The sequence below is a fragment of the Jiella pacifica genome (assembly GCF_010500815.1).
GTDB lineage: Bacteria > Pseudomonadota > Alphaproteobacteria > Rhizobiales > Rhizobiaceae > Jiella > Jiella pacifica.
Genome location: NZ_JAAAMG010000005.1, coordinates 258,078 through 280,419 on the forward strand (window position 1 = coordinate 258,078; position 22,342 = coordinate 280,419).

Below are 22,342 nucleotides of genomic sequence, written 5' to 3' on the forward strand. Positions count from 1 at the left end.
TTCCCCGATCTGGACACTCTCTCGGCGGCGCGCTCTTGCGTCGACAGCCTCCTCGCTTGCCGCCCAGCAAAGCTGGCAGAGCCGGTCCATGAAGGCAGCGTGGTGGCGGTCGATGCCAAGCTGATCGAGAAATGGCGTGCGGATGGAGCTTGGAGCGAGAAGACCCTGATCGGAAAGACGCAGGACCTGCCTTGGAACCGGAGCAGAAAGGCGCCTCTGGATGGCGTTCAGGGGATGAGCAGGCGGCCGATCGGGCCCATCACCGAACTCCCGACGGCTTCACCGCCAAAACGATCTTGCCGACATGCTGCCCGTCCTCCATCTCCTGATGGGCGTCGCGGACGTTTTCGAGCGTATGCACCGAGTTGATCACCGGCGCGTAGAAGCCGCGCTCGACGAGCGGCCAGACATGGGTCTCGATCTCTCGCGCCAGTCGCCCCTTGTCGGCGATGGAGCGGGGACGGAGGGTCGAGCCGCAGATCGTCTGCCGGCGCTTGGCGAGCGTCTGAAAGTTCACGCTGCCGACGGCGCCGCCGAGGAACGACACGACGATCAACCGGCCGTCGTCGGCGAGACAGCGAAGATTGCGGTCGAGATAGTCTGCGCAGACGAGATCGAGAATGGCGTGGACCCCCTCGCCCTTCGTCCCGTCGAGCACGGTCTGGCAGAAGTCCTCCTGGCGGTAGTCGATGGCGAGATCTGCGCCGATCTCTCGCGCCCGCTGGACCTTGTGCTCACTTCCCGCCGTGGTCGCGACCCAGCATCCGCATGCCTTGGCCAGTTGGATCGCCGTCGTGCCGATGCCGCTGGTGCCGCCATGGATCAGCACGCGCTCGCCGACGCGAAGCCGGCCGATGTCGAAGAGATTTGCCCAGACGGTGAACGTGGTCTCGGGAAGTGCCGCAGCTTCGATCCAGGAAAGCCGTTCCGGCTTCGGCAGGATCTGCGGCACTGGTGCCGTGCAGTACTGCGCATAGCCGCCCCCGGAGACCAGGGCGCAGACCTCCCTGCCCATCATTGCCTCGTCGACGCCCGGGCCGCAGGCGACGATCCGGCCGGCGACCTCCAGGCCGAGGACCTCCGTCACGCCGGGTGGTGGCGCATAATTGCCGGCCCGCTGCTTGGCGTCGGGCCGGTTGATGCCGGCGGCCTCCACTTCGATCAGCACTTCGCCCGCCGCCGGCTGCGGAACCGGCACCGTGCGGATCTCCAGCACCTCGGGGCCGCCGGGCCGGGCCGCGAAGACGGCGGACATCGTCGTGGGAAGGGTCATGGTCGTGCCTTTCAGACAGCCGGCTGGCGCACCGTCGCGGCGAGGCCGCCGTCGACCAGGAGCTCGGTGGCGGTGATGTAGGCGGCGCGGTCGGAGGCAAGGAACAGCGCCGCCTCGGCGACGTCCTCCGACGACCCCATCCGTCCGAGCGGCACCTGCGCATTTCGGACCGCCAGCGCGTCGTCGATGCTCTTGCCGGCATAGGCCTTCGCCAGCGTGGTGCGGATGCGCGGGGTATCGATCAGGCCGGCGATGATGGTGTTCGCCCGAATGCCGCTCGCCGCATGCTCCATGGCAAAGAGGCGGATGAACTGGATGGCAGCCGCCTTGGTCGCGCCATAGGCGAGATGCGGGTAGCCGACATGGCGGATGCCGGCGATCGAGGACGTGGCGAGCACGACGCCCCTGCCCTGCCGGGTCATGATCGGCACGACGGCCTGCGACGCCACATGCAGCGAAGTCAGATTGGCGTCGGCGATCCGGCGCCATTCCGCAGGCGAAGTCTCGCCCGACGGCCCGGCCCGGCCGAGACCGACATTGCAGTGGAGGACGTCGATCCGGCCATGGCGCTCCGCCGTCTCGCCGACCAGCGCTGCGAGCGCGGCATCGTCGAGGACGTCGACCGCGGCGGCTTCTGCCAACCCACCCGCTTCGCGGCAAACCCGCGCCGTTTCCTCGGCCGCGGAAAGGTCGCGATCGGCGGCGACGACGGTGGCGCCCGCCCGGCAGAAGGCGAGGCAGATCGCCTTGCCGATGCCGATCCCCTCGCCGAGCGAGCCCGCGCCGAGGACAAGCGCGACGCGGCCCTCGAGATCCCGATCCATGACTTCCTTCCGTTTCGTTGTCATGCGCCCGCGGCCGCGCGTTCGCGTGCCGCCTTCGCGGACTGGAACTCCTTGCGCAGGCCGATGAACAGCGAGAGCACGGTGGCCGCGATGAAGAACCAGCAGATCGGGCTGCGCACAAACACCGAGGCGTCGTTGGCGATGAGGTAGGAGCGGCGCAGATTGTCCTCGAAGAGCGGCCCGAGGATGAAGCCGATCAAAAGCGGCGGAGTCGACATGCCGATCCGCGCCATGAGGAAGCCGAGCACGCCGAAGCACAGCATGATCAAAACGTCGAACATCTGGTTCTGGACGGCGTAGCTGCCGAAGACGCAGAACAGCAGGACCAACGGGATGAGGATGTGCCGGGGCACGTCCGTGATCTTGGCGAAGTAGCGGATGGCGAAGAGGCCGCTGCCGAACAGGAAGACCGACGCGACGATCATGCCGCAGAACAGCGCGTAGATGAGGTCGATGTTGTCCTGGAACATCAGCGGCCCGGGCGTCAGCCCCTGCAGCATGAACGCGCCGAGGATGACGGCGGTGACGACGTCGCCCGGAATGCCGAGGGCGAGCAGCGGGATCAGCGTCGCGCCGGCAACGCCGTTGTTGCCGGATTCGGCCGCCGCCACGCCCTTGATCTCGCCGCGGCCGAAGGTCTCGGGCGTCTTCGAGTTCCGCCGGGCCTCGCCGTAGGAGAGGAACGAGGCGGCCGTCGCGCCGATGCCCGGAACCGAACCGAGCGCCACGCCGATGAAGCTGCCGCGCACGATCGTCGGCAGGCAACGCTTGAACTCGGCCCAGGACACCCGCGATCTGTCGCTGGAGGAGACGTTCAGCGGGCTGGCGCGCTGGAGGTAGAATTCGATGACTTCCGGGATCGCGAAGAGACCGATGAGCAGCGGAATGTAGCCGATGCCGCCCATCAGGTTGAAATTGTCGAAGGTCAGGCGCTGCGTGCCGTAGACGAGATCGAGGCCGACGGTCGACAAGAGGACGCCGAGCAGGCCCGAGATGATGCCCTTGGTCAGCGACGATCCCGAGATCGAGATGACGATGGTCAGCGAGAAGGCGATCAGCCAGAAATATTCCGGCGGGCCGAATTCGAGCGCGAAGCTGGCGATGGTGCCGGCGAGGAAGATCAGCGCGAGATTGGAGATGACGTCGGCGATGCAGGAGGCGTAGAGCGCCATCTGCAGCGCCTTGCCGGCCTCGCCCCGGCGCGCCATCGGATAGCCGTCGAGGGTGGTGCAGGCGGCGGCCGGCGTGCCCGGCGCGCGGATGAGGATCGCCGAGATCGAACCGCCGAAGATGCCGCCCTTGTAGATGCCGACGAGCAAAAGGATGCCTGTCACCGGCGGCAGCGAGAAAGTGAAGGGCAGCGCCAGGGCGACGGCCATCGTTGCGGTCAAGCCGGGGATCGAGCCGATGATGACGCCGATCATCACGCCGACGCCGATGGCGACGAAGTTCTGCAGGGTGAAGAACAGCGAGAGGCCGAGGCCGATATTCTCCATCATAGCGCGATCAACTCCTCGACCGGCCCCTCGGGCAACGGCACCTGCGCGACCTGGGTGAAGAACAGCCAGACGAAGACTGGAATGAGGATGGCGACGGCGGCCCCCCGCACCCAGGAGCGTTCCCCGCCGATCGCAAGAAGGACCGCCATGGCGAAGATCGCGACGGGCAACGTGCCGACGCTTTCCGGGAGCCACCAGAAGGCGGCAAAAACCGCAAGCACGAGGACGAGTTTCCAGGGCCATCCGCGTGCCGGATCGAAGCCCTCGCCGTCCTCCTTCGGAACGCCCTGGCCGAAGATCGCCTGGGCGGCGCAGACGAGGCCGAGCACTCCGATCAGGGCGGTGAGAACGTAAGGCAGAAACGCCGGCGAGAGCGGCGCGGCCTTGACGCTCGCCGGCACGGAAATGAAGGCCGGGATGGCGACGAGGGCAAAGACGAGCGCGGCCGCCGCGACGCCGAGACCGAAGAAGACGTCGCGCGAGCTTCGCCGCGCGACCGGCGTTCCGCCCGCCTCGACTGATGTATCCGACATCGGGATGCCTCCACGAACGAACGAGGAAGGCGGGGCGCCGTTCGTCGCGCGCCCCGCCAAAGACGGCTTACTCGACGCGCACGCCCGCGTCGGAGACCACCTTCGCCCACTTGTCGAGCTCGGCGTCGATGAACTCCCCGAACTTCTCCGGCGAACCCCCGACCACCGTCGCGCCGTTGTTCTTGGCGTAGGTCTGGAACGTCTCGCCGCTGATCACCTCGTTCACCGAGGCGTTGACCTTATCGACGATCGCCTTGTCCGTTCCGGCCGGAGCGAGAAGGCCGAACCATGACTTCGCCTCGAAGCCTTCGAGGCCTTCGATGCCGGTCTCGGAGAGCGTCGGAACGTCCGGGAGCGAGGGATCACGCTCGGCCGACGTCACCGCCAGGGCCCGGATCGTGCCGGCCTTGATCTGCGGCATTGCCGAGGGAAGATTGTCGAACATCACGTCGATATTGCCGGAGACCAGGGCGGGAACCGCCTCGCCGCTGCCGCGATAGGGTACGTGGGTCATGTCGAGGCCGGTGCGTGCCTTGAACATCTCGCCGGACAGATGGATCGAGCTGCCGGTGCCCGACGAGCCGAAGCTGACGTTCTTGCCCTTCGCCTGATCCATGAACTCCTGCACGGTAGTGGCTTTGGAGGCTTCCGGCACGACCATCACGTTCGGGATCTCGGTGATCCAGACGATCGGCTCGAAGTCTTCCTTGGCCTTGTACTGGAGATTGGCATAGACGGCCGGGGCGATGCCGTGGGACGAGACCTGCCCCATGAACAGCGTGTAGCCGTCGGGGCGGGCGCGCGCCGCCTGGGCCGTACCGAGCGTGGCGCCGGCGCCGGGGCGGTTCTCGACCGTGACGGTCTCACCCCATTTTTCCGTGAGCCCCTGCGCGACTTGGCGAGCGAGGACGTCGGTGGCGCCGCCAGCGCTGTAGGGGACGATGATCGTCACGCGCTTGGTGGGATAGTCGTCGGCCTGTGCACTGGCCTGTGATGCCAGTCCGAGCCCGGTTGCGAACACCGTCGCCGCAGCGAGCAGTCTACCGAATGTCTTCATCGTCTTTCCTCCCAGTTTGACGCATTGCCTGCTGTTGGATCAGACCGATCCGATGGTCATGCCTCCGCAGACGTAGAGAACCTGACCGGTGACGAAGCCCGCGCGATCCGACGCGAAGAACGAGACCGCGTCGGCGATGTCGTCGGGTGTGCCCAACCGTTCGACGGGCACCTTGGCGATGATCGCCGCGGTGCGGGGATCGTCGGGCGGATTGACCTCGTCGAAAAGCGATGTGCGGATCGGGCCGGGCCCGACGGCATTCACCGTGATGCCGTGGCGGCCGAGTTCCAGCGCCCATGTCTTGGTCATGCCGTGCAGCCCGGCCTTCGAGGCCGCATAGGCGGTGCGCTTTTCCTTGCCGAGGGCCACCCGGCTCGAAATGTTCACCACCCGGCCGATGCCTGCCGCCTTCATCGCCGGCAGCACCTTCTGCAGGCAGATCAGCGGCGCCTTGACGTTGACGGCGGCCACCGCGTCGATCGACGCGGGGTCGGTGTCCTCGACGCTTGCCGGCGCGACGATGCCGGCATTGTTGACGAGCCGAGTCACCGGCCTTCGGCGGACGAGATCGTCGAGCGTCTTCGAAAGGTCTGCGACATCGGACAGGTCGACTTCAAGAAATTCGACGAAGCTGTCGTGATCCGGCTCGACCCGGTCGAGCACCACAACATCGAAGCCGTCGGCCGTCAATCGCTTGGCGATCGCGCCGCCGATGTTGCGGGCGGCGCCGGTGACGAGCGCCGTCGCCCTCATCGCTTCTTCTCCCCGCCATCGTCGGCCTCGTAGGGGATCGCGTCGTCGACGAGCTGCCAGATGAAGCGCCCGCTCGGACGCTGCTGCTCCTCGGCGATATGGGCGATCAGCCCGGCGGTGCGGCCGAGCACGCTGAAGCCGCGCATGAGTTCCACCGGAATGCCCATCTCGCCCAGCAGCGCCGCCGTCGCGCCGGTGGCGTTGATGGTGGTCGGCTTGCCGCGCTTCTCGTCGAGGACGCGCGACAGGAGACGCAGCGCCGCGCAATGTTCACCATCGAGGCCGTTCTCTCCGGCGATTTCGAGAAGCCGCAGCGCACGGGGATCGACAGGCTTGTGCAGATGGTGCCCGAACCCCGGCAACGGCGCCTTGCGGGAGCGATGATCGTCGACGATTTCGGCCGCGAGCGCCTCCCGGTCCTCTGGGGCGGCCTTCACGATGCGATCGAGCAACCGCGCATTGTTCTCCACCGTACCGACGAAGCTCGAGCCGACTGCCAGAAGCCCGGCAGCAACGGCCCCTTGCAGGTTCTCCGGCGCGCTCATGTAGATCGAGCGGGTGGCGATGGCGCTCGGCGTGAAGCCGTGCTCCATCATGGTGATCAGCACCGCGTTGAGAACATTGCGCTCGCCGTCGGATATTTCCCGTCCCAGCATGTGCCAGACGGCGACCGAGACGAAATCGGCGTTCTTGCCCGGTGCGAGAATGTCCTTCACCAGATTGCGGTCGCGGTAGTAGACGTCGGTCTCGGTGTAGCGCGACAAAGCGGTGGTGGGCGTCTGGCTCATGCCGTTTCCTTCGTGTTTCTGCGCGCCTCGAAGTCGTCGACGAGAGTCTGCTTCTGCAGCTTGCCGTAGGCGTTGCGGGGAAGCTCTTCGTAGACGAGGACCTCCTTGGGGGCCTTCACCGAGCCGAGCCTGTCCTTGACGTGGCGGATGATCTCGGCCGGATCGGCGGCGCGGCCTGGCTTGAGCTCGACCGCCGCGAGCACCGCTTCGCCCCATTTGTCGTCAGGCACGCCGAAGACCGCGCAGTCGGCGACGGCATCATGCTCGGCGATCACCGGCTCGACGTCGGAGGGATAGACGTTGAAGCCGCCGGTGATCACCACATCCTTGGAGCGGCCCTTGATGAACAGGAAGCCCTCCTCGTCGAAGGAGCCGAGATCGCCGGTGTGGAGCCAGCCGTCGCGAACGGTCTCAGCGGTCTTTTCGGGCTGGCGCCAGTAGCCGGTCATCACCAGATCGCCGCGGATGACGATCTCGCCGATCTCGCCGGCCGGCAGTTCGTTGCCGTCGCCGTCGACGATTGCGACTCGGGTGAGAAAGGTCTCACGACCGACGGAGGCGCGCTTGTCCTCGCGCCGAAGGTCGTCCGCCGAGATCATCGTGGCGATCTGCGGCGCTTCCGTCTGGCCGTAGGTCGATGCGACGACCGGGCCGAAGATCTTCTGCGCGCGCTCGATCTCCTCGCTGCGCATCGGTGCCGAGCCGTAGACGAGGTTGCGCAGGGTCGGAAAGCGCAGCGTCTCGATGCCGGGCTCCTGCATCATCATGTAGATCATCGTCGGCGGGACGAAGGTCGTGGCGATGCGGTTGTCGGCGAGTTGCGCCAGCACCTCCGCCGGCCTCGGCCTGTCGGTCAGGACGATCGTCCCGCCGGTGCCCAGCGTCGGCAGGATGTAGGTCGAGGTGCCGTGGGTGATCGGCGCCGCCGCCAGATAGCGGTCGCCTTCCCGCAGGTTCCAGGAGACAATCTGCGTGGCGATGTTGGTGTTCCAGGACCGGTAGGGCTGCATCACGCCCTTGGGCACGCCGGTCGAACCACCGGTGAACTTGATCGCCTGGGTGGCATCGAGGGGCAGCGGGTGAAAGGCAGGCCGCTTGCCGGCATGGCGTTCGACGAGGCCGGCGACGGTCGCCTCGCCCTTGTCCGGCGACGTCGTCAAGATCCGCGCGGAGCCCCGGGACACCAGCTCGCGGACCTCCGGATCGACCACCACGATGCTCATGCCGGTGAAGTCGACGGCCCGGCCGATCTCCTCGCTCTTGTTCTTCGGATAGAGCGGCACCCAGACCTTGCCGGCAGCGAGCACACCGAGCCACGCAATCAGGTGCTCGACATGATTGAAGCAGCAGATGCCGACCCGTGAGCCGGGTTCGGGGTCGATGTCCTGCAGTGCGGCGGCGAAGGCAGAGGCCGAAGCGTGGAGCTCGCGGTAGCTCAAGGACGCGTCCGCGGCTTCGACGGCAACGGCATCGGGTGTCGCCCGGGCCTGGCGATGAAAGAGATCGATCGGAAACATCAGATCTTCCTGCAGGTGGTGAAGCCGGCCCGCTCGGCGACGGCGAGCATCGTGGCGACCACCGCCGCCTTCTGCTTCGACAGGCGTGACTGGACGTTCGTCACGGACAAGGCGGCGATCACGCGGTCGCCCTCGAACAAGGGAATGCCGATGGCGGCGATGTCCGGGATGATCACCGCATCGTTCACCACGTAGCCTTCGACGGGATATCGGGCGATGGCGGCGCGGACGATCTCGGCGGTCAGATCGCCGTATTTGCGGTAGCGTTCGCGCTCGCGCTCGATCGTCTGTTCGCGCTCCTCTTCCGGCATGACGGCGAGCAAAGCGAGGCTCGCCGCCCCGGCCCCGAGGGGGCGCCGCGAACCGACCTCGAGAGTGTTGATGTGGATATCGGTGTCGCCGCCGATGACGTCGATGCAGAGCGATTCGCCGCGCGAGGGGACGGACAGGCAGACGATGCCGCCGACGTCCTCCTGGACGGCCCGAAGCGAGCAGCGCATGCGCCTGCGCAGCTCGACGAAGGCGACGTTCTCGCCGGCCCTGCCGACGATCTCGTAAGGCATGATGCCGAGATGGTAACGCTTGGAATAGGGATCGAAGCTGACGAAGCCGGCCTCGGTGAGCGTCCCGAGCAGCCGGTGGGCGGTCGCCACATGCATGCCGGCGCGACGCGCCGCAGCGCTCAGGACCATGCCGTCCGCCCCGCGCTCGGCGATGACGGTCAACAGATCCAGACCTTTGGCCAGGGATGTCCTCGCACCCGCAACGGCGGGCGTGGACTGCGCCGCAGCACTCATGTCGTCTTCCTCCCGGCGGCCTCCCTAGATCGCCGATACGGAAGTTGAATGAGGAAGCGCCGCCGGTAAAGGCGGCGTTCTCGAAGAGCGGGAGAAGTTTTTCGCCTGACGATAAGGATTCAGCCCCGTCGGTCGTGCGACGGCATCGGTCGGAAGCCGGAGGCGATCCGCCCGATGGGCCATGCCGGGCGGCATTTTGCGGTGGAAAACTCGCTTCGTCGCCTCGCTGTGTCGCCGGTGCCTAAAGCTCGCCCTTCGCCATGCGGCCGGCGATGTGGTCGGCCTGGCGAAGGGCCAGGGCGACGATGGTCAGCGTCGGGTTCTCGGCGGCCCCTGTGGTGAATTGCGAGCCGTCCGAAACGAAGAGGTTCGAGATGTCGTGAGCCTGTCCGAACCGATTGACCACCCCGTCCTCGGGTTTCTCGCTCATCCGGTTGGTGCCGAGATTGTGGGTCGAGGGATAAGGTGGTGTCTCGATCGTGCGGACCGCGCCGACCGCGTCGTAGATCGCCGCGCCCTGCTTGTAGGCGTGATTGCGCATGGCCGTGTCGTTCTCGTGGTCGTCGAAATGGACGTCCGGGATCGGCATCCCGTGCTCGTCCTTTTCGTCGGACAGGGTCACGCGGTTGTCGGCGCGCGGCATGTCCTCGCCGACGATCCACATGCCGGCCATGTTGGCATAGCCGTCCATGGCACTGGAAAAATCGCGGCCCCATTTGCCGGGGTCGAGGAAGGCGGCCATGAAGGGCAGGCCGAGCGACAGCGTCTCGAACTCGTAGCCGCCGACGAAGCCGCGCGAGGGGTCGTGCTTGGCCTCGTCACGGATGATGCCGGCCATGGTCGTGCCGCGATACATGTGGACCGGCTTTTCGAAGATGCCGTAGACCGAGCCGGTGGTGTGGCGCATGTAGTTGCGCCCCACCTGTCCGGAGGAGTTCGCCAGCCCGTCGGGAAATTTCGACGAGGCCGAGTTGAGCAGGAGCCGCGGGCTCTCGATCGAGTTGCCAGCGACTGCGATCATGCGGGCCTTCTGGCGCTGCATGCGGCCTTCCTTGTCGGCATAGACGACGCCCGTCACCTTGCCGGCGTCGTTGTGCTCGATCTTGAGCACCATGCAGTCGGGCCGCACTTCGAGCTTGCCGGTCGCCTCGCCCTTGGGGATCTCGGCAACGAGTGTCGACCATTTGGCGCCCGACTTGCAGCCCTGGAAGCAGAAGCCGATTTGCAGGCACGATCCCCGGTCGTCGCGCGGTTCGGAGTTGATGGCCATGCGGCCGGTGTGAACTTCCTTGTAGCCGATCTTCTTGGCGCCGGCCTCCATGACCTTGAAGTTGTTGTTGCCGGGAAGGCCTGGAATGCCGTTGGTGCGGGTCACGCCCATCCGGTCCTCGGCCATGGCGTACCACGGCTCCATTTCCGTGAGGTCGATCGGCCAGTCGAGGAGATTGGCGTCGGCGAGTTCACCGTAATGGGTCTTCGTCTTGAACTCGTGCTCCTGAAAGCGCAGCGAGGCGCCGGCCCAGTGCACAGTGGAGCCACCCACGGACTTGACGATCCAGGCGGGCAGGTTGGGAAAGTCCTTCGACACCCGCCAGTCGCCGGAGGTCCGGCGCTTGTCCTTCCAGGCGAGCTGGGCGAAGGAATCCCATTCGTCGTTGATGAAGTCCCAGGTCTCGTGGCGCGATCCCGCCTCCAGGATCACCGTGTCGATGCCCTTCAGGGCGAGCTGTGTGCCGAGCGTGCCGCCGCCGGCGCCCGAGCCGACGATGACGACCACGCTGTCGTCGTTGAGATCGTAAGGTGCTGGCATGTTGGTTCCTCCCGGGCGCTCCCGGATGCGCGCCGCCTCCTCGCGGCCTGGCACCCTGCCCCAATGCTGTTCGTTCGATGCGCGGTGTGGTCGAGGACGTGCCGTCAGACCCAGTCGATGTCGTCGAAGCCGCGATCGATGTAGCCGCCCTGGTCGGCCGAGGCGCCCTCGTAGCCGAAGATCGGCCAGAGCTCCTTCTGGTTGTAGAGGCCGACGACGAGGTTGGAGCGCACCTTCTGGAAGAACGGATCGGCTTCGCCCATCGCCTCGAGGATGGCGACGCGGTCGGCCTCGTCCGGAAGCGACTTGTAGTCGGTGCCGCCCTTTTCCCTGGCGGCCGCATCGAGCTCGGCGACGCCGTCCTCGAGCAGCGCCAGATCCGCCTCGGAGGATCGCGCAGCCTCGTCGAGGACACTGACCGCATTGGCATAATAGGAATCGGCGACCGCCTCGTGCGGATAGCAGTCCCGCGACATCTGAACGAGCGCGGCAAAGGTGTCCGGCTTGGCGGAGCGCGGCATCTGTGCCCAGGCGTTCCCCACGATCAGGCCCGACGGCATGACCGTCATGGCGAGCAGCCCGACGCCCGCCTTCACAAAACCGCGCCGGTTCAGCGCGAGCGTCGTCTTTGCCATGCCATTTCCTCCCATATTTTGGTTGTGATGCGGTCGTCCGATCGAAGCGGCAGGGCGCCCTCCCTCCCCGGGAGCGCCATGCCGACGGTCACTGGAAGCGGCCGCGCCGCTCCAGGACCTCGATCTTGTAGCCGTCCGGGTCTTCGATGAAGAAGAACCGACCGAGCGGCTTGCCGTCGTGGCTGATTTCCTTGATGTCCTTGGGCGAAAGGCCGGCCGCCTTCATCCGCTCGTGTTCGGCGGCAAGATCGGCAACGGAAACCGCGACATGGCCGTAGCCGTTGCCGAGGTCGTAGGGCTCGCTCTGCCCTTTGTTGACGGTCAACTCGACCTCGTGGGTCGCTTCCGCGTTCGACAGATAGATCAGTGTGAAGCCGTCGAAGTCGAAGCGGTCGGCGATCTTCAGCCCGAATGCTTTTTCGTAAAACTCGATGGAGCGCGCCTCGTCGAGCACGCGAATCATTGTGTGGATGACCTTGGCCACGAAAACTCCCTCATGCTCCTTCATCGGCAGTCCGATCTTGCGTCGTCGATCGGTACCGAAGTTGGAATCAATCTAGGAAGTCGTCTGCGTGGCCGGGTAGTAGAATGCTGTTACGCCAGCATTTTCGCGCTGGGAAAATGCCGATGGAGGCCGGCGCCTCGCCCTCTCTTCGGCCGAGGCTGCGCCGGTCAGGCCCCTCCGCACCGATCGAGGCTAGCTGGCGATACGGATGCCCGACAAAGGGTGGCGGCTCGGCGCAGTGCCGGGCTTTTCGAACACCGCCGCGTCTTGTTGCTGCAGATAGACGAGGCAGGCACAGCGCAGGAGCGAGGCGAAATTACGCACCCGCCCCTGCAATTCCAGCACCTCGTCGTGAAGCGTCGTCAGAAACTTGGCCAAAGTCATTCCCTGGTTTTCCGCCAGATCCTCAAGCGTATGCCAGAATGCCGCCTCCAGGCGAATGGACGTGACCTGTCCATTCATCCGGACCGAACGGGTCTCCATTTCGGTATCATCCTGCGGAATGCTAGCGAAGAGATGGCACATGGCTGACGTCCTTCGAAGTTCCCATCAGCCGAGTAGACGCGCAAAATGCGATCCGCACAAGGCGGAAGAAGATGCGGAATCGGCGCTTGCACGCCTGCGGAAGCGTTCGACGTTTTGCAGCGTCAGGCTCTGGCGGATGGGTCATCGGCTTCGAGCAAGAAGAGGAAAGAAGACGGCTCACACGAATTTTCGCGACAGGCCGTGAAGCTCCAGTTTCCGGTAGAGCGTCGGTCGTGAAATTCCGAGCCGCCGCGCGACCTTGCTGATGTTGCCGTTCTCCGCTCCGAGCGCCTGAAGCAAGGTCTCGCGCTCGGCATCGGCCAGGCGCGAATTGCATCGACTGCTTCTACGCCCCGCCACGCCAATCGTCCACCACGTCGACTATTCCGCGATCGACATCCATAACCTCAACTGGATCGTCGAACATTGCGGGGCGCCGCGTCTCGATGACTTCTGCTGGATCGCGACACAGGAGACGAACGTCTATGGCGGCTTCGCTTTCGTCCTGCGGTTCATCCATTCGCGACCGCGCCACTTCGCCGGGATGATCGCCGAGCTCTTGTTCTGGATCGAGCCGGATAAGATCCGCCGCCGAGCCGCTTCCGTTTTCCGAATACCGGCAGACGAGGACGTCGGCGCATTCGCCCGCCGAACACATGCGATCGATCCCGATGGGATCGGATCTGGCGACGCCGCGGGTCCCGTTCATGTTCAGCATACCGCGACCCGGCTAGAGATTGCTGCAAAACTTGTCGAGATAGAATTTCTTGGCGGGCTGGATGTGCTCCACGCAGATGTCGGCGAGTTGCTCGAGGCGCTCCCCCTCGATCGCCTCGATGATCGCGACATGTTCGAGCTTGGCCCTGTCGACCAGTTCGGTGACGCTGAGGCCGTGGGATCGGATGCCATGGGTCTTGGCGTCGGTGGCGGCGATCGCCTCGATCAGATAGGCGTTGCCCGTTCCCTCGAACAGGATGCGGTGGAATTCGGCGTTGGTCTGAAAGATCGCCAGGAGATCGCGCCGGTCGAACGCGTCGCGATGCGCTTCCTGGGCCTCTTGAAGCCGTTCGAACCACGCAGCGTCCGGCGGCAGCCGGATGCGCAGGGCGCCCTCCCGATGCAGGATGGCCCGCAGGAGATAGAGATCCTCGACCTCTTGGCGCGAGAAATAGCGCACCGCCGCGCCCCGGTTCGGCAGTTTCTCGACGATCCCCCGCCGTTCGAGTTCGACGAGCGCCGCCCGGACCACGTGCCGCTTGGCATTGAAGCCGACCATGAACTCGTCTTCGTAAAGCCGCTGCTTGGGAAGATAACGGCCGAAGATGATGTCGCGTTCGAGCTCGGAGACGACCCGGGCCACCGCTTCGGCGGTCCTGCTTCCATGTTTCGACAAATCGTCCCCCTCGCCGATTATCAATAATCTTATTACCGCTTAAAGCGATGAAGTTTGCGACGCAAATGGCGCTCGTAAAACTCTTGCGCCGCCCCCGCCCGCTCGTATGGTCGCCACCTCACCGACCGAGGAAGGACTGGCGCTCCAGCCATCGCCGGCCCGGATGCCCCTCCCGCGGCCCCCACAGCGGGCAATAGCAATGGATCTCCTCATGCCGCGTTACGACATCGTCACGATCGAAGGTGACGGAATCGGCCCCGAAGTCGCCCAAGCCGCCATTCGGGTTCTGCGCGAAGCCGTCGGCGAGAACGTGCTCCACTTCATCGATGCGCCGGGCGGCGCCGCCCATTACGCCCGCAGCGGCGATGTGCTTCCGGACGAAACGTTGAGGCTGTGCCGCGAGAGCCATGCGATCCTCCACGGCGCTGCCGGCCTGCCGGAGATCACCTATCCCGACGGCACGGAAGTCGGCAACGAGCTGCATCTGCAGCTCCGCTTCAAGCTCGATCTCTATGCCAACGTCCGTCCGATCAAGCTTCTGGCCGGTGTCGGATCGCCGCTCGCCGCGCGCGAGACCATCGACATCGACTACGTCATCATCCGCGAGAACACCGAGGGCCTCTATGCCAGCCGCGGCGCCGGCGTCGTCCTGCGCAACGAGTTTGCAACCGACACTCTGGTCGTCAGCCGCAAGGGCGTCGAGCGCGTCGCCCGATTCGCCTTCAACCTGTCGCGCAAGCGCGACGGCGCGCCCCGTGACGGCAAACGCCGGGTCACGGTCTGCGACAAGGCCAACATCCTGCGCTCCTACGCCTTCTTCCGCGCGGTTTGCCAGGAGGTCGCCGGCGACTATCCCGACGTCGAGATCGACTACGCCTATGCCGACGCGATCACCGTCCACATGCTGAAGAAGCCCGACTTCTACGACGTGATCGTCGCCGAGAACATGTTCGGCGACATCATCTCCGATCTCGGCGCGGCGACCGTCGGCGGCCTCGGCATCGCGCCGTCCGGCGAAGTGGGCGATACGCACGGCCTCTTCCAGGGCGCCCACGGCTCGGCGCCCGACATCGCCGGCCAGAACGCCGCGAGCCCCCTGGCGATGATCCTTTCCGGCGCCCTGATGCTCGATTGGCTGGCCGACAAGCATGCCGACGAGGCCCTGGCCGGCGCCGCTGATCGCATTCGCCAAGCAGTCGCGACGAGCCTTTCCGAGGGACACGCCATTCCGCGCGATCTGGGAGGTTCGGCCAGCTGCACCGAGGTGACCGACGCGGTCTGCCGGGCGCTCGGATGAGTGTCCGGATTCGAGCCGGCCGCTAGAGCCGGTCACTACCAAGTCCATTCATGGGAGGAACAGAATGTTTACCAGACGTCTTTTTGCCGGAGCCTTGGCCCTCGGCGCGACGAGCCTGATGCTCGCACCGGCCTTCGCCCAGACCTCGGGCGGCTATCCGGACAAGCCGATCAACTACATCGTCGTCTTCAATGCCGGCGGCGCGTCGGATCTCGCCGCACGGATGCAGCAGAAGTACTTCGAGGCGGAGATCGGCGTTGGGGCCGTCGTCCAGTACATGCCCGGCGGCGGCGGCGCGCAGGGCTGGGCACGCCTCAACTCCATGGAGCCCGACGGCTACACGATCATGGGGACCAACCTGCCCCACAACATCCTCCAGCCCATGGCCGCCGATGTCGGCTATGAGACCGACGACATCGCCACGGTCAACTTCTTCCAGTACACGCCCAGCATCGTCGTCGTTCCCAAGGACAGCCAGTTCAAGACACTCGACGATCTGATCGCCTACGCCAAGGAGAATCCCGGCAGCCTCACCTTCTCCGGCTCGGGGTCCAATTCCGGCGATCAGGTCATGAAGGAGCGCTTCGATCAGGTGGCCGAGGTCGTCACGACCTACATTCCCTTCAGCGGCACGAGCCCGGCCACCGCAGCGCTGCTCGGAAACCAGGTCCAGGCATCGGTCACCTACACCACCGAGGGCGTGAACCAGGGCGACCAGCTGCGGGTGCTGGCCGTGGCGGCCGACGAACGCCTGCCGGCGCTTCCCGACGCGCCGACCTTCAAGGAGCTGGGCTACGATCTGGTCGGCGGCGCCTATCGTGGCGTCGCGGTGCCGAACGGGACGCCGGAGGAGCGCCGCCAGGAAGTCTCCGGGATGATCTCCAAGATCAGCCAGAACGCCGAGTTCAAGCAGGAGATGGAACAGGCCGGCTTCGTCCCGGTCGACATCACCTATTCCGAGATCCCGGAATTCATCGCGGAGCAGACGGAGATCTACACGTCGGTCGCCGAGCCGCTCGGGCTGATCGACAAGTAAGAGCTGTCGGCGGGCCGGTCGTTCGACCGGCTCGTCCCTTTCGGCGCGGGAGGCGGCCATGGAAATTCTGGGATACTTTTCGAATGCCTTGGAGCCGACCAATCTCCTCCTCGCGCTTTTCGGGGTCGCGGTCGGAACCTTGATCGGCGCGTTGCCGGGACTGTCGGCGACTATGTCGCTCGCGGTGCTGGTGCCCTTCACTTTCACCATGGACCCGGCGTCCGGGCTGGTCATGCTCGGCGCGATCTATACCGGCGCCCTCTATGGCGGCGCCTATGCGGCCATCCTCGTCAACACGCCGGGCACGCCCTCGGCGATCGCCACCACCTTCGACGGCTTCCCGATGGCCAAGCGCGGCGACGGGGCATTGGCAGTCACGCTCGCGACCCTGGTTTCCGTCTTCGGCGGCCTGACGGGGGCCCTGATGCTGCTTCTCCTCGCGCCGCCCCTCGCCCGGGTCGCGCTGCAGTTCGGGCCGGCCGAATATTTCTGGCTCGCCATTCTTGGGCTGACGCTGATCGCGGCGCTTTCGGTCGGCAATCAGCTGAAGGGGCTCGTGGCAGCGCTCTTCGGCCTGATGCTGTCCATGGTCGGCGTCGCGACGGTGGGCGGCGATCTGCGCCTCACCTTCGGCACCAATGCCCTCATCGGCGGCATCAACGTCGTCGCCGGACTGATCGGGATCTATTGCATTCCGGTGCTCTTCGACCTCGTGCGGACCGCCGATCCCCATCTCGATCCGCCGCAAGGATCGCACGTCGCCGGCTTTCGCCTGCGCGAGGCCTTCTCGATCCTCGGGCGCAACAAGTTCAACCTCGTCCGCAGCTCGGTGGTGGGAACGCTCATCGGCATTCTGCCCGGTGCCGGCGGCTCGATCGCCAGTCTGATCACCTATTCGGCGGCCCAGCGCGCCTCCAAGGACAAAGACAGCTTCGGCAAGGGCAACCCCGCCGGGATCATCGCGACGGAATCGGCCAACAACGCCACCGTCGGGGGCGGCTTCGTGCCCACCCTCGTCCTCGGCATCCCCGGCACCCCGCCGGACGCCATCATCCTCGGCGCCTTGCTCGTGCAGGGGATCAAGATCGGGCCGACGCTGTTCACCGAACAGGCCGAGATCACCTACACCTTCATTGCCGGACTGATCCTGGCGACGCTGTTCATGCTGCCGGTGGGACTTCTGATCGGGCGCTACGCCTATCGCAGCATCGCCTCGATCCCCAAGGCCGCGCTGGTTCCCTCGATCGCCTTCCTGACCGTGGTCGGCAGCTATTCCATCCAGAACAACTGGTACGACGTGGTCATCATGCTGGTGCTCGGCGTCATCGCCTGGCTCATCAAGGAAGTGGGCTATCCGACCTCGCCGATCGCGCTCGGCCTCGTCCTCGGCTCGATCGCCGAGCAGGGCTTCGTGCAGACCTTCCTGATCGGACGGGCGCAGGGAGACATCGTCGGGCGCTTCTTCCAGAGCCCGATCTCGCTGTTCCTCGTCACGATCATCGTCATGGGACTTCTGGGGCCTGCCCTGCGCTCCTTGTGGAAGGCACGGCGCCGGCAAAGACATCCGGCCACCGAAGCCGGCCGATCGGAGGCATCGAAGTGACCTTGCTTCTCTCGAACTTCGCTCCGCCGCTCTGCTTCATCGCCCTGTCGGTCTTCGTCTGGACAGACGCGGATCGGTACACGGCTCTCGGCTCGGTGTTTCCGCGCACCATGGCCGCGGCGATGGCGATCTGCTCGGTGCTGATCCTGATCCGCTCCGCCGCCGTTCTTCGGGCAAACGGGCGGACGTCTTCGCCAGCCGAACGCGGCGGGACCGAATCCCTGGGGCGGCCGCTGTCGCTCCTGGTGGTCTTCGGCCTCTGGTTGTTCGCGATGAACACGATCGGCTTCATCGTCTCGAGTGCCGTCGCCTTCGTCGCCCTGACCCTGATCGCCGAGCGCGAGACCTTCGCGCCGAAACGGCTGCTCCTGATCATGGTCGTCGGCATTGGCGGGATCGTCGGCGTCGCGGCGCTCATGTCCGACGTGCTCATGGTGCCGCTGCCACGGGGCATTCTGTTTTAATGCCGAAAGACGTCCGCACGGGCGGGCGATACCGAACGAACTGAAGCGAGGGGAGGTCTCATCATGGCTGACGGCGCGAGCACGACGGGGCAAAGAACCGAGCGCGAGACGTTCGATCTGCCGGTCGAGGCCGCAGACGCCAAGACGGTGCGCGTCCAGCAGGCGCCGCTCCGGGAGATGGTGGAGACCCTGCTCGTCAGGCTCTCGGTGCCGACCAAGGACGCCGGCATCGTCGCGAGATCCCTGGTGTCGGCGGATTTGCGCGGCATGAATTCCCACGGGGTGCTCAGGCTCCCCGTCTATCTGCGGCGGCTGCGCATCGGCGGCATCAATCCGAACGCCGAGGCTGAAATCGTTCGCGAGACGGAGGGCACGGCGTTGCTCGACGGCGATGCGGGCCTCGGCTCGGTGCTGACGGCGCGTGCCATGGAAATGGCGATCCGAAAGGCCAAGGGGCGCGGCATCGGCGCCGTCGGCGTGCACAATTCGAACCACAATGGCGAGGGCGCCTTCTACGCCAGCCAGGCGATCGAAGCGGGCATGATCGGCATCGCCACCACCAACGCCTCGCCGATCATGCCCGCCTGGGGCGGCACGACGCCGATCACCGGGCCGCTGCCGATCACCATCGGCGTTCCGGCCGGGCGCCACCCACCGATCATCTTCGACGCGGCGCTCGGCATGAGCTCCCGGGGGAAGATCCTGCAACATGCCGAAGAGGGGCGGCCGCTTCCCGACGGCTGGCTGGTCGACAAGGACGGGCGGCCGACCAACGATCCCGAATGGGTTCGAAACGGCGGCTGGATCCTGCCGATCGGCGGGCACAAGGGCTGGGGCCTGATCCTCGCCTGCGAGATCCTGACCGGCGTCCTGATGGGCGGCGCCTTCGGCACCGAATTGACCAACCTCTACGACGATCTGGATACGCCCCAGCGCAACAGCCATTTCGTCCTCGCGATCGACGTCGCAGCCTTTCTCGATCCGGTTGCCTTCCGGGCCCGGATGGACGGCTATGTCGATCTCCTGAAGGCATCCGCCCCCGCCCCCGGATCGGACGGCGTGCGCATGCCCGGCGAGCGCGAGCACGAAATGGAGCAGGATCAGAGCCTGAACGGCATCGCTCTCCAGCGCGGTGTGCTGCGGGAGATCGTCGAGATCGCGAATGAAATGGGAGTGACGGTTCATGTCGCAGAACGCTGAAGACTGGCTGGAACGGCTGGCCAAGCTCGAGACCGGCCTCGTCAGCGACGTGATGGACGAGGCGGGCGTGCCGAACCATGCGCTCGCCTCGTCGCTCCGGCCGATAGCCCCGCACGGAGTGGTCGCGGGACGGGCCGCCTGCCTGCAGGGCGCCCCGACGCTCAGCGCCGTCAATCCGGCCAAGCCGATGCCGGCCGACACGCTCGAAAGCGTCTGCGCTCCGGGCACCATCCTCTTCATCGAGACCGGCGGCTTCACCTCCGGCGCGGTGCTCGGCGGCTTCATGGCCTACAGCGTCCAGCGCGCCGGCTGCCGTGCCATCGTGACCAGCGGCGCGGTGCGGGACGCCGACGAGATCCGCGGCTACGGCATGCCCTGCCATTGTGCTCAAGTGGTGCCGAACAACGCCGCCCGGCGCTGGCGCCTGACGGCCAGGGACGTTTCGGTCGCCATGCCGTCGCTGCTCGGCGGAACGCTCACCGTCGCGCCCTTGGATTACGTTCTCGCCGACGGTGACGGGATCGTCGTCATTCCCCAGGCGATCGCGCCGCAGATCATCGAGGACGCGGAAACCCTCGGCAGGATCGAGCGTGCGATCGCCGCCGAAATGCGGGCCGGCGGCGAACGCCACGCGGTCTTCGCCCGCAATCCGCGCTTCGACCACGTCCGGCCGGTCTGACCCGGCGACGGCCCGTAGAGGACCGCGGCCCGGAAAGATGACGCGAGATTGCCCTCGCGGCCAGAACAATACGCAGGATTTGCGAGAGGAAAGCAGCAATGAGTGAAATCACGCCAACTGGCGACCAGGGGTCCGACGACGGGCTGTGGGTGCCGATCCTCACCCATTACAGCGGCGAGCGTCCCGGCGCGGTCGACATCGAGCGCACCATCGCACATCTCGGAGCCATTCGCTCCTCGGTCCGCCAGATCATGTTGGCCGGCTCCACCGGCGACGGCTGGGACATCGACGCGGCAGGCTTCGACGCCCTGATCGACCTTGCGGCAAGAGAGGAGGTCCTGGATCTCGACCTCTCGATCCTGTTCGGCGCACTCTGCCCGACCACCGAAGAGGTGGTGGCGCGTCTGCGACGTCTCGAGGAGCGCCTTCGGGCCGAACCGGCCTTGTCCGAGCGGTGCAAGGGCGTCGTGGTTTGCCCGCCCGTCGATGCGGCCGCCACACAGGAATCGATCGAGGCCCATTACGACGCCGTCATGGCAGAGAGCACGCTGCCGATCGCCGTCTACCAGCTGCCGCAGGTCACCGGCTGCGTGCTGGCGCCGCAGACCTTGGCCAAGCTGTCGCGCTCGCCAAGGGTGACGATGTTCAAGGACAGTTCCGGGGCCGACGCCGTTGCCGACAGCGGGCTCGACTTCGGCACGGTCTGGATGGTTCGCGGGGCGGAAGGCGGATATGCTGAGGCCTTGAAGCCGGTTGGCCCCTATGACGGCTGGCTGCTCAGCACCGGCAATGCCGTCGCCCCTCACCTGCGCGAAATTCTGCGCCTGCGGGACGCCGGCCACGCTGCTGCGGCGGGAGAGCTTTCGGACCGGTTGAGCATCGCCATTGCGGCAGCCTTCGAAGCGGCGCAGGGCGAGCCCGGCGCAAACGCCTTCTCCAACGCCAATCGCGCGATGGACCATATCCAGGCCCACGGATCCGCCTGGCGCGAGCAGCCCCTGCCCCGCAAAGTCGACGGCAACGTCCTCAGCCTCGAGGTCGTCGAGAAAGTCGAACGGGTCATAACGCCCTTTCTCGACGGTGCCGGCTCGGGCTACATGACGGATCGCGCATAGCCGGTTCAGCGACACCGAAAGCACAGGGTCGGAAGGGGCCGGAGCAAGCGCCACGGACACAGGAGAGCGCGCGATGGACATCAAACGTTGCGGATCGGTCGCCTCGCGGCGGCCACCGGCCGCCCACTTCACCGGGGCAGTCTGGCAGGACCCGATCATCGAAGCGCAGGAGCCGGCGCGGCTGCGCTCGGCCGTGGTGCGCTTCGACCCGGGCGCCCGGACGAACTGGCACACGCACCCGCTGGGCCAGACCCTCTACGTCGTTTCGGGCTCCGGTCTCGCCCGGACGAAGGGAGGACCGGTCCAGGTCATTCGTGCCGGCGACGTCGTCTGGATCCCGCCGGGAGAAAAGCACTGGCATGGCGCCGGGCCCGACACGGCCATGACGCACATCGCCATGCAGGAGGCCCTGGACGGCTCGCACGTCGAATGGATGGAGCCGGTCACCGACGACGAATACGCGGCGACCTGAACGACGCCGTCGCCGGGCCGGATCCGATTCTACCCTCGAAGAGCGCCCCTCTCTCGTCGAGCGGCACAGCGGAAAAGCTGCTGGCGTTCGACGGCGCCTTCAACGCCGCCATCCTGACCATGGCTGGCTGCCCGGCACCTTGAGCCGTTGGTGGCGGGTGGCGCCGCGCACGCATGCCTCGGAGAAGACGCGGAAGCCGGTGTTGCCGGCGGCGCCCTCAACACCACTCCCGAGCGTGGCCCCTGGGGGCCGGACATGGCTCCGGCCGCCTTCGCATCGGACGCGCCTTGCCGGCGCCGCCCCGTCGATCGCAGCCGGCACATCCGCAAGCGTCGAGGCGAAAGCCGCGCATGAGCGTCCGGTAAGAAGTCTGAATCGCATAGTTTCGTATGGAAGCGTATTCTGATTTCCTGGAGCGTGGGAGGATGCGCACCATGGGAAAACCGGTTTCATCGGACTTGCGGCTTAGGATCGTTCGCGATGTTGCAGCCGGCCAGACGCGGCGTGGGGCGGCGGCCCGGTTTGAGGTGTCCCCCTCGACGGCGG

Annotated in this window: 23 protein-coding genes and 1 pseudogene; 9 read left to right on the forward strand and 15 right to left on the reverse strand. The window is 66.2% G+C overall.

Annotated elements, in window-relative coordinates; genetic code table 11:
- Nucleotides 1-259: 259 nt before the first annotated feature.
- The 14 genes from GTK09_RS08790 to GTK09_RS08855 form a co-directional block, all read right to left on the reverse strand.
- Nucleotides 260-1,273 (reverse strand): NAD(P)H-quinone oxidoreductase, encoded by a 1,014-nt coding sequence (locus tag GTK09_RS08790; RefSeq protein ID WP_246217784.1) that lies wholly within the window; start codon nucleotides 1,271-1,273, stop codon nucleotides 260-262.
- 11 nt (nucleotides 1,274-1,284) lie between these two features.
- Entirely contained in the window at nucleotides 1,285-2,097 is an 813-nt protein-coding gene (locus tag GTK09_RS08795; RefSeq protein ID WP_163462765.1) for an SDR family NAD(P)-dependent oxidoreductase, read from the reverse strand.
- A 20-nt stretch (nucleotides 2,098-2,117) separates the two neighbouring features.
- Nucleotides 2,118-3,617, reverse strand: coding sequence for a tripartite tricarboxylate transporter permease (locus GTK09_RS08800; protein ID WP_163462766.1), 1,500 nt, complete (start codon nucleotides 3,615-3,617; stop codon nucleotides 2,118-2,120).
- Nucleotides 3,614-4,150, reverse strand: a complete 537-nt coding sequence (locus GTK09_RS08805; RefSeq protein ID WP_163462767.1) for a tripartite tricarboxylate transporter TctB family protein — start codon at nucleotides 4,148-4,150, stop codon at nucleotides 3,614-3,616. Before GTK09_RS08805 ends, GTK09_RS08800 begins: the two co-directional genes overlap by 4 nt.
- 67 nt (nucleotides 4,151-4,217) lie before the next feature.
- Complete coding sequence (locus GTK09_RS08810; RefSeq protein WP_163462768.1) at nucleotides 4,218-5,207, reverse strand: Bug family tripartite tricarboxylate transporter substrate binding protein; 990 nt, start codon at nucleotides 5,205-5,207, stop codon at nucleotides 4,218-4,220.
- Nucleotides 5,208-5,246: 39 nt separating this feature from the next.
- Nucleotides 5,247-5,960, reverse strand: coding sequence for an SDR family NAD(P)-dependent oxidoreductase (locus tag GTK09_RS08815; protein ID WP_163462769.1), 714 nt, complete (start codon nucleotides 5,958-5,960; stop codon nucleotides 5,247-5,249).
- The gene (locus GTK09_RS08820) at nucleotides 5,957-6,748 is read right to left on the reverse strand and encodes a citryl-CoA lyase (RefSeq protein ID WP_163462770.1); all 792 of its coding nucleotides are present in this window, start codon (nucleotides 6,746-6,748) and stop codon (nucleotides 5,957-5,959) included. The genes GTK09_RS08815 and GTK09_RS08820 overlap by 4 nt, the downstream gene beginning before the upstream one ends.
- Nucleotides 6,745-8,265: a class I adenylate-forming enzyme family protein gene (locus GTK09_RS08825; protein ID WP_163462771.1), complete on the reverse strand. Its 1,521-nt coding sequence runs from the start codon at nucleotides 8,263-8,265 to the stop codon at nucleotides 6,745-6,747. The genes GTK09_RS08820 and GTK09_RS08825 overlap by 4 nt, the downstream gene beginning before the upstream one ends.
- The gene (locus GTK09_RS08830; RefSeq protein WP_163462772.1) at nucleotides 8,265-9,062 is read right to left on the reverse strand and encodes an IclR family transcriptional regulator; all 798 of its coding nucleotides are present in this window, start codon (nucleotides 9,060-9,062) and stop codon (nucleotides 8,265-8,267) included. The genes GTK09_RS08825 and GTK09_RS08830 overlap by 1 nt, the downstream gene beginning before the upstream one ends.
- Nucleotides 9,063-9,303: 241 nt before the next feature.
- Entirely contained in the window at nucleotides 9,304-10,872 is a 1,569-nt protein-coding gene (locus tag GTK09_RS08835) for a GMC family oxidoreductase (RefSeq protein ID WP_163462773.1), read from the reverse strand.
- Nucleotides 10,873-10,976: 104 nt separating this feature from the next.
- Nucleotides 10,977-11,507 carry a gluconate 2-dehydrogenase subunit 3 family protein gene (locus GTK09_RS08840; RefSeq protein WP_163462774.1) on the reverse strand — a complete coding sequence of 177 codons (531 nt, stop codon included), beginning with the start codon at nucleotides 11,505-11,507 and terminating at the stop codon, nucleotides 10,977-10,979.
- An 88-nt stretch (nucleotides 11,508-11,595) separates the two neighbouring features.
- The gene (locus tag GTK09_RS08845) at nucleotides 11,596-11,991 is read right to left on the reverse strand and encodes a VOC family protein (RefSeq protein ID WP_163462775.1); all 396 of its coding nucleotides are present in this window, start codon (nucleotides 11,989-11,991) and stop codon (nucleotides 11,596-11,598) included.
- A 213-nt stretch (nucleotides 11,992-12,204) separates the two neighbouring features.
- Entirely contained in the window at nucleotides 12,205-12,537 is a 333-nt protein-coding gene (locus GTK09_RS08850) for a ribbon-helix-helix domain-containing protein (RefSeq protein WP_163462776.1), read from the reverse strand.
- Between the two features lie 177 nt (nucleotides 12,538-12,714).
- On the reverse strand, nucleotides 12,715-12,897 hold the full coding sequence (locus GTK09_RS08855) for a helix-turn-helix domain-containing protein (protein WP_312869730.1): 183 nt from the start codon (nucleotides 12,895-12,897) through the stop codon (nucleotides 12,715-12,717).
- Nucleotides 12,898-12,943: 46 nt separating this feature from the next.
- Between GTK09_RS08855 and GTK09_RS27975 the strand changes: the two are divergent.
- A pseudogene (locus GTK09_RS27975) lies at nucleotides 12,944-13,123 on the forward strand (amidohydrolase family protein); the annotation flags it as partial.
- Between the two features lie 144 nt (nucleotides 13,124-13,267).
- On the opposite strand, the gene GTK09_RS08865 reads toward GTK09_RS27975, so the two are convergent.
- Complete coding sequence (locus GTK09_RS08865) at nucleotides 13,268-13,897, reverse strand: GntR family transcriptional regulator (protein ID WP_163462778.1); 630 nt, start codon at nucleotides 13,895-13,897, stop codon at nucleotides 13,268-13,270.
- A 244-nt stretch (nucleotides 13,898-14,141) separates the two neighbouring features.
- On the opposite strand from GTK09_RS08865, the gene GTK09_RS08870 reads away from it, so the two are divergent.
- The 8 genes from GTK09_RS08870 (at nucleotide 14,142) to GTK09_RS08905 (ending at nucleotide 21,796) form a co-directional block, all read left to right on the forward strand.
- Nucleotides 14,142-15,227 carry an isocitrate/isopropylmalate dehydrogenase family protein gene (locus GTK09_RS08870; protein ID WP_163462779.1) on the forward strand — a complete coding sequence of 362 codons (1,086 nt, stop codon included), beginning with the start codon at nucleotides 14,142-14,144 and terminating at the stop codon, nucleotides 15,225-15,227.
- A gap of 64 nt (nucleotides 15,228-15,291) precedes the next feature.
- The gene (locus GTK09_RS08875) at nucleotides 15,292-16,263 is read left to right on the forward strand and encodes a tripartite tricarboxylate transporter substrate binding protein (protein ID WP_163462780.1); all 972 of its coding nucleotides are present in this window, start codon (nucleotides 15,292-15,294) and stop codon (nucleotides 16,261-16,263) included.
- 58 nt (nucleotides 16,264-16,321) lie between these two features.
- On the forward strand, nucleotides 16,322-17,866 hold the full coding sequence (locus tag GTK09_RS08880) for a tripartite tricarboxylate transporter permease (protein ID WP_163462781.1): 1,545 nt from the start codon (nucleotides 16,322-16,324) through the stop codon (nucleotides 17,864-17,866).
- Nucleotides 17,863-18,330 carry a tripartite tricarboxylate transporter TctB family protein gene (locus GTK09_RS08885; RefSeq protein WP_163462782.1) on the forward strand — a complete coding sequence of 156 codons (468 nt, stop codon included), beginning with the start codon at nucleotides 17,863-17,865 and terminating at the stop codon, nucleotides 18,328-18,330. Before GTK09_RS08880 ends, GTK09_RS08885 begins: the two co-directional genes overlap by 4 nt.
- Before the next feature lie 63 nt (nucleotides 18,331-18,393).
- On the forward strand, nucleotides 18,394-19,530 hold the full coding sequence (locus GTK09_RS08890; protein ID WP_163462783.1) for an Ldh family oxidoreductase: 1,137 nt from the start codon (nucleotides 18,394-18,396) through the stop codon (nucleotides 19,528-19,530).
- Nucleotides 19,514-20,209 (forward strand): RraA family protein, encoded by a 696-nt coding sequence (locus GTK09_RS08895; protein ID WP_163462784.1) that lies wholly within the window; start codon nucleotides 19,514-19,516, stop codon nucleotides 20,207-20,209. Before GTK09_RS08890 ends, GTK09_RS08895 begins: the two co-directional genes overlap by 17 nt.
- 98 nt (nucleotides 20,210-20,307) lie before the next feature.
- Nucleotides 20,308-21,324: a dihydrodipicolinate synthase family protein gene (locus GTK09_RS08900; RefSeq protein ID WP_163462785.1), complete on the forward strand. Its 1,017-nt coding sequence runs from the start codon at nucleotides 20,308-20,310 to the stop codon at nucleotides 21,322-21,324.
- Nucleotides 21,325-21,397: 73 nt separating this feature from the next.
- Nucleotides 21,398-21,796, forward strand: coding sequence for a (R)-mandelonitrile lyase (locus tag GTK09_RS08905; protein ID WP_163462786.1), 399 nt, complete (start codon nucleotides 21,398-21,400; stop codon nucleotides 21,794-21,796).
- Nucleotides 21,797-22,342 lie beyond the last annotated feature (546 nt).

Bases quoted from the DNA above. Each gene is read 5' to 3' on its own strand.
- GTK09_RS08800 (WP_163462766.1), bottom strand. From the start codon at position 3,617: ATGATGGAGAATATCGGCCTCGGCCTCTCGCTGTTCTTCACCCTGCAG.
- GTK09_RS08810 (WP_163462768.1), bottom strand. From the start codon at position 5,207: ATGAAGACATTCGGTAGACTGCTCGCTGCGGCGACGGTGTTCGCAACC.
- GTK09_RS08830 (WP_163462772.1), bottom strand. From the start codon at position 9,062: ATGAGTGCTGCGGCGCAGTCCACGCCCGCCGTTGCGGGTGCGAGGACA.
- GTK09_RS08900 (WP_163462785.1), top strand. From the start codon at position 20,308: ATGAGTGAAATCACGCCAACTGGCGACCAGGGGTCCGACGACGGGCTG.
- GTK09_RS08875 (WP_163462780.1), top strand. From the start codon at position 15,292: ATGTTTACCAGACGTCTTTTTGCCGGAGCCTTGGCCCTCGGCGCGACG.
- GTK09_RS08840 (WP_163462774.1), bottom strand. From the start codon at position 11,507: ATGGCAAAGACGACGCTCGCGCTGAACCGGCGCGGTTTTGTGAAGGCG.
- GTK09_RS08895 (WP_163462784.1), top strand. From the start codon at position 19,514: ATGTCGCAGAACGCTGAAGACTGGCTGGAACGGCTGGCCAAGCTCGAG.
- GTK09_RS08790 (WP_246217784.1), bottom strand. From the start codon at position 1,273: ATGACCCTTCCCACGACGATGTCCGCCGTCTTCGCGGCCCGGCCCGGC.
- GTK09_RS08850 (WP_163462776.1), bottom strand. From the start codon at position 12,537: ATGTGCCATCTCTTCGCTAGCATTCCGCAGGATGATACCGAAATGGAG.
- GTK09_RS08825 (WP_163462771.1), bottom strand. From the start codon at position 8,265: ATGTTTCCGATCGATCTCTTTCATCGCCAGGCCCGGGCGACACCCGAT.
- GTK09_RS08820 (WP_163462770.1), bottom strand. From the start codon at position 6,748: ATGAGCCAGACGCCCACCACCGCTTTGTCGCGCTACACCGAGACCGAC.
- GTK09_RS08815 (WP_163462769.1), bottom strand. From the start codon at position 5,960: ATGAGGGCGACGGCGCTCGTCACCGGCGCCGCCCGCAACATCGGCGGC.
- GTK09_RS08795 (WP_163462765.1), bottom strand. From the start codon at position 2,097: ATGGATCGGGATCTCGAGGGCCGCGTCGCGCTTGTCCTCGGCGCGGGC.
- GTK09_RS08905 (WP_163462786.1), top strand. From the start codon at position 21,398: ATGGACATCAAACGTTGCGGATCGGTCGCCTCGCGGCGGCCACCGGCC.
- GTK09_RS08890 (WP_163462783.1), top strand. From the start codon at position 18,394: ATGGCTGACGGCGCGAGCACGACGGGGCAAAGAACCGAGCGCGAGACG.
- GTK09_RS08805 (WP_163462767.1), bottom strand. From the start codon at position 4,150: ATGTCGGATACATCAGTCGAGGCGGGCGGAACGCCGGTCGCGCGGCGA.
- GTK09_RS08870 (WP_163462779.1), top strand. From the start codon at position 14,142: ATGCCGCGTTACGACATCGTCACGATCGAAGGTGACGGAATCGGCCCC.
- GTK09_RS08835 (WP_163462773.1), bottom strand. From the start codon at position 10,872: ATGCCAGCACCTTACGATCTCAACGACGACAGCGTGGTCGTCATCGTC.
- GTK09_RS08880 (WP_163462781.1), top strand. From the start codon at position 16,322: ATGGAAATTCTGGGATACTTTTCGAATGCCTTGGAGCCGACCAATCTC.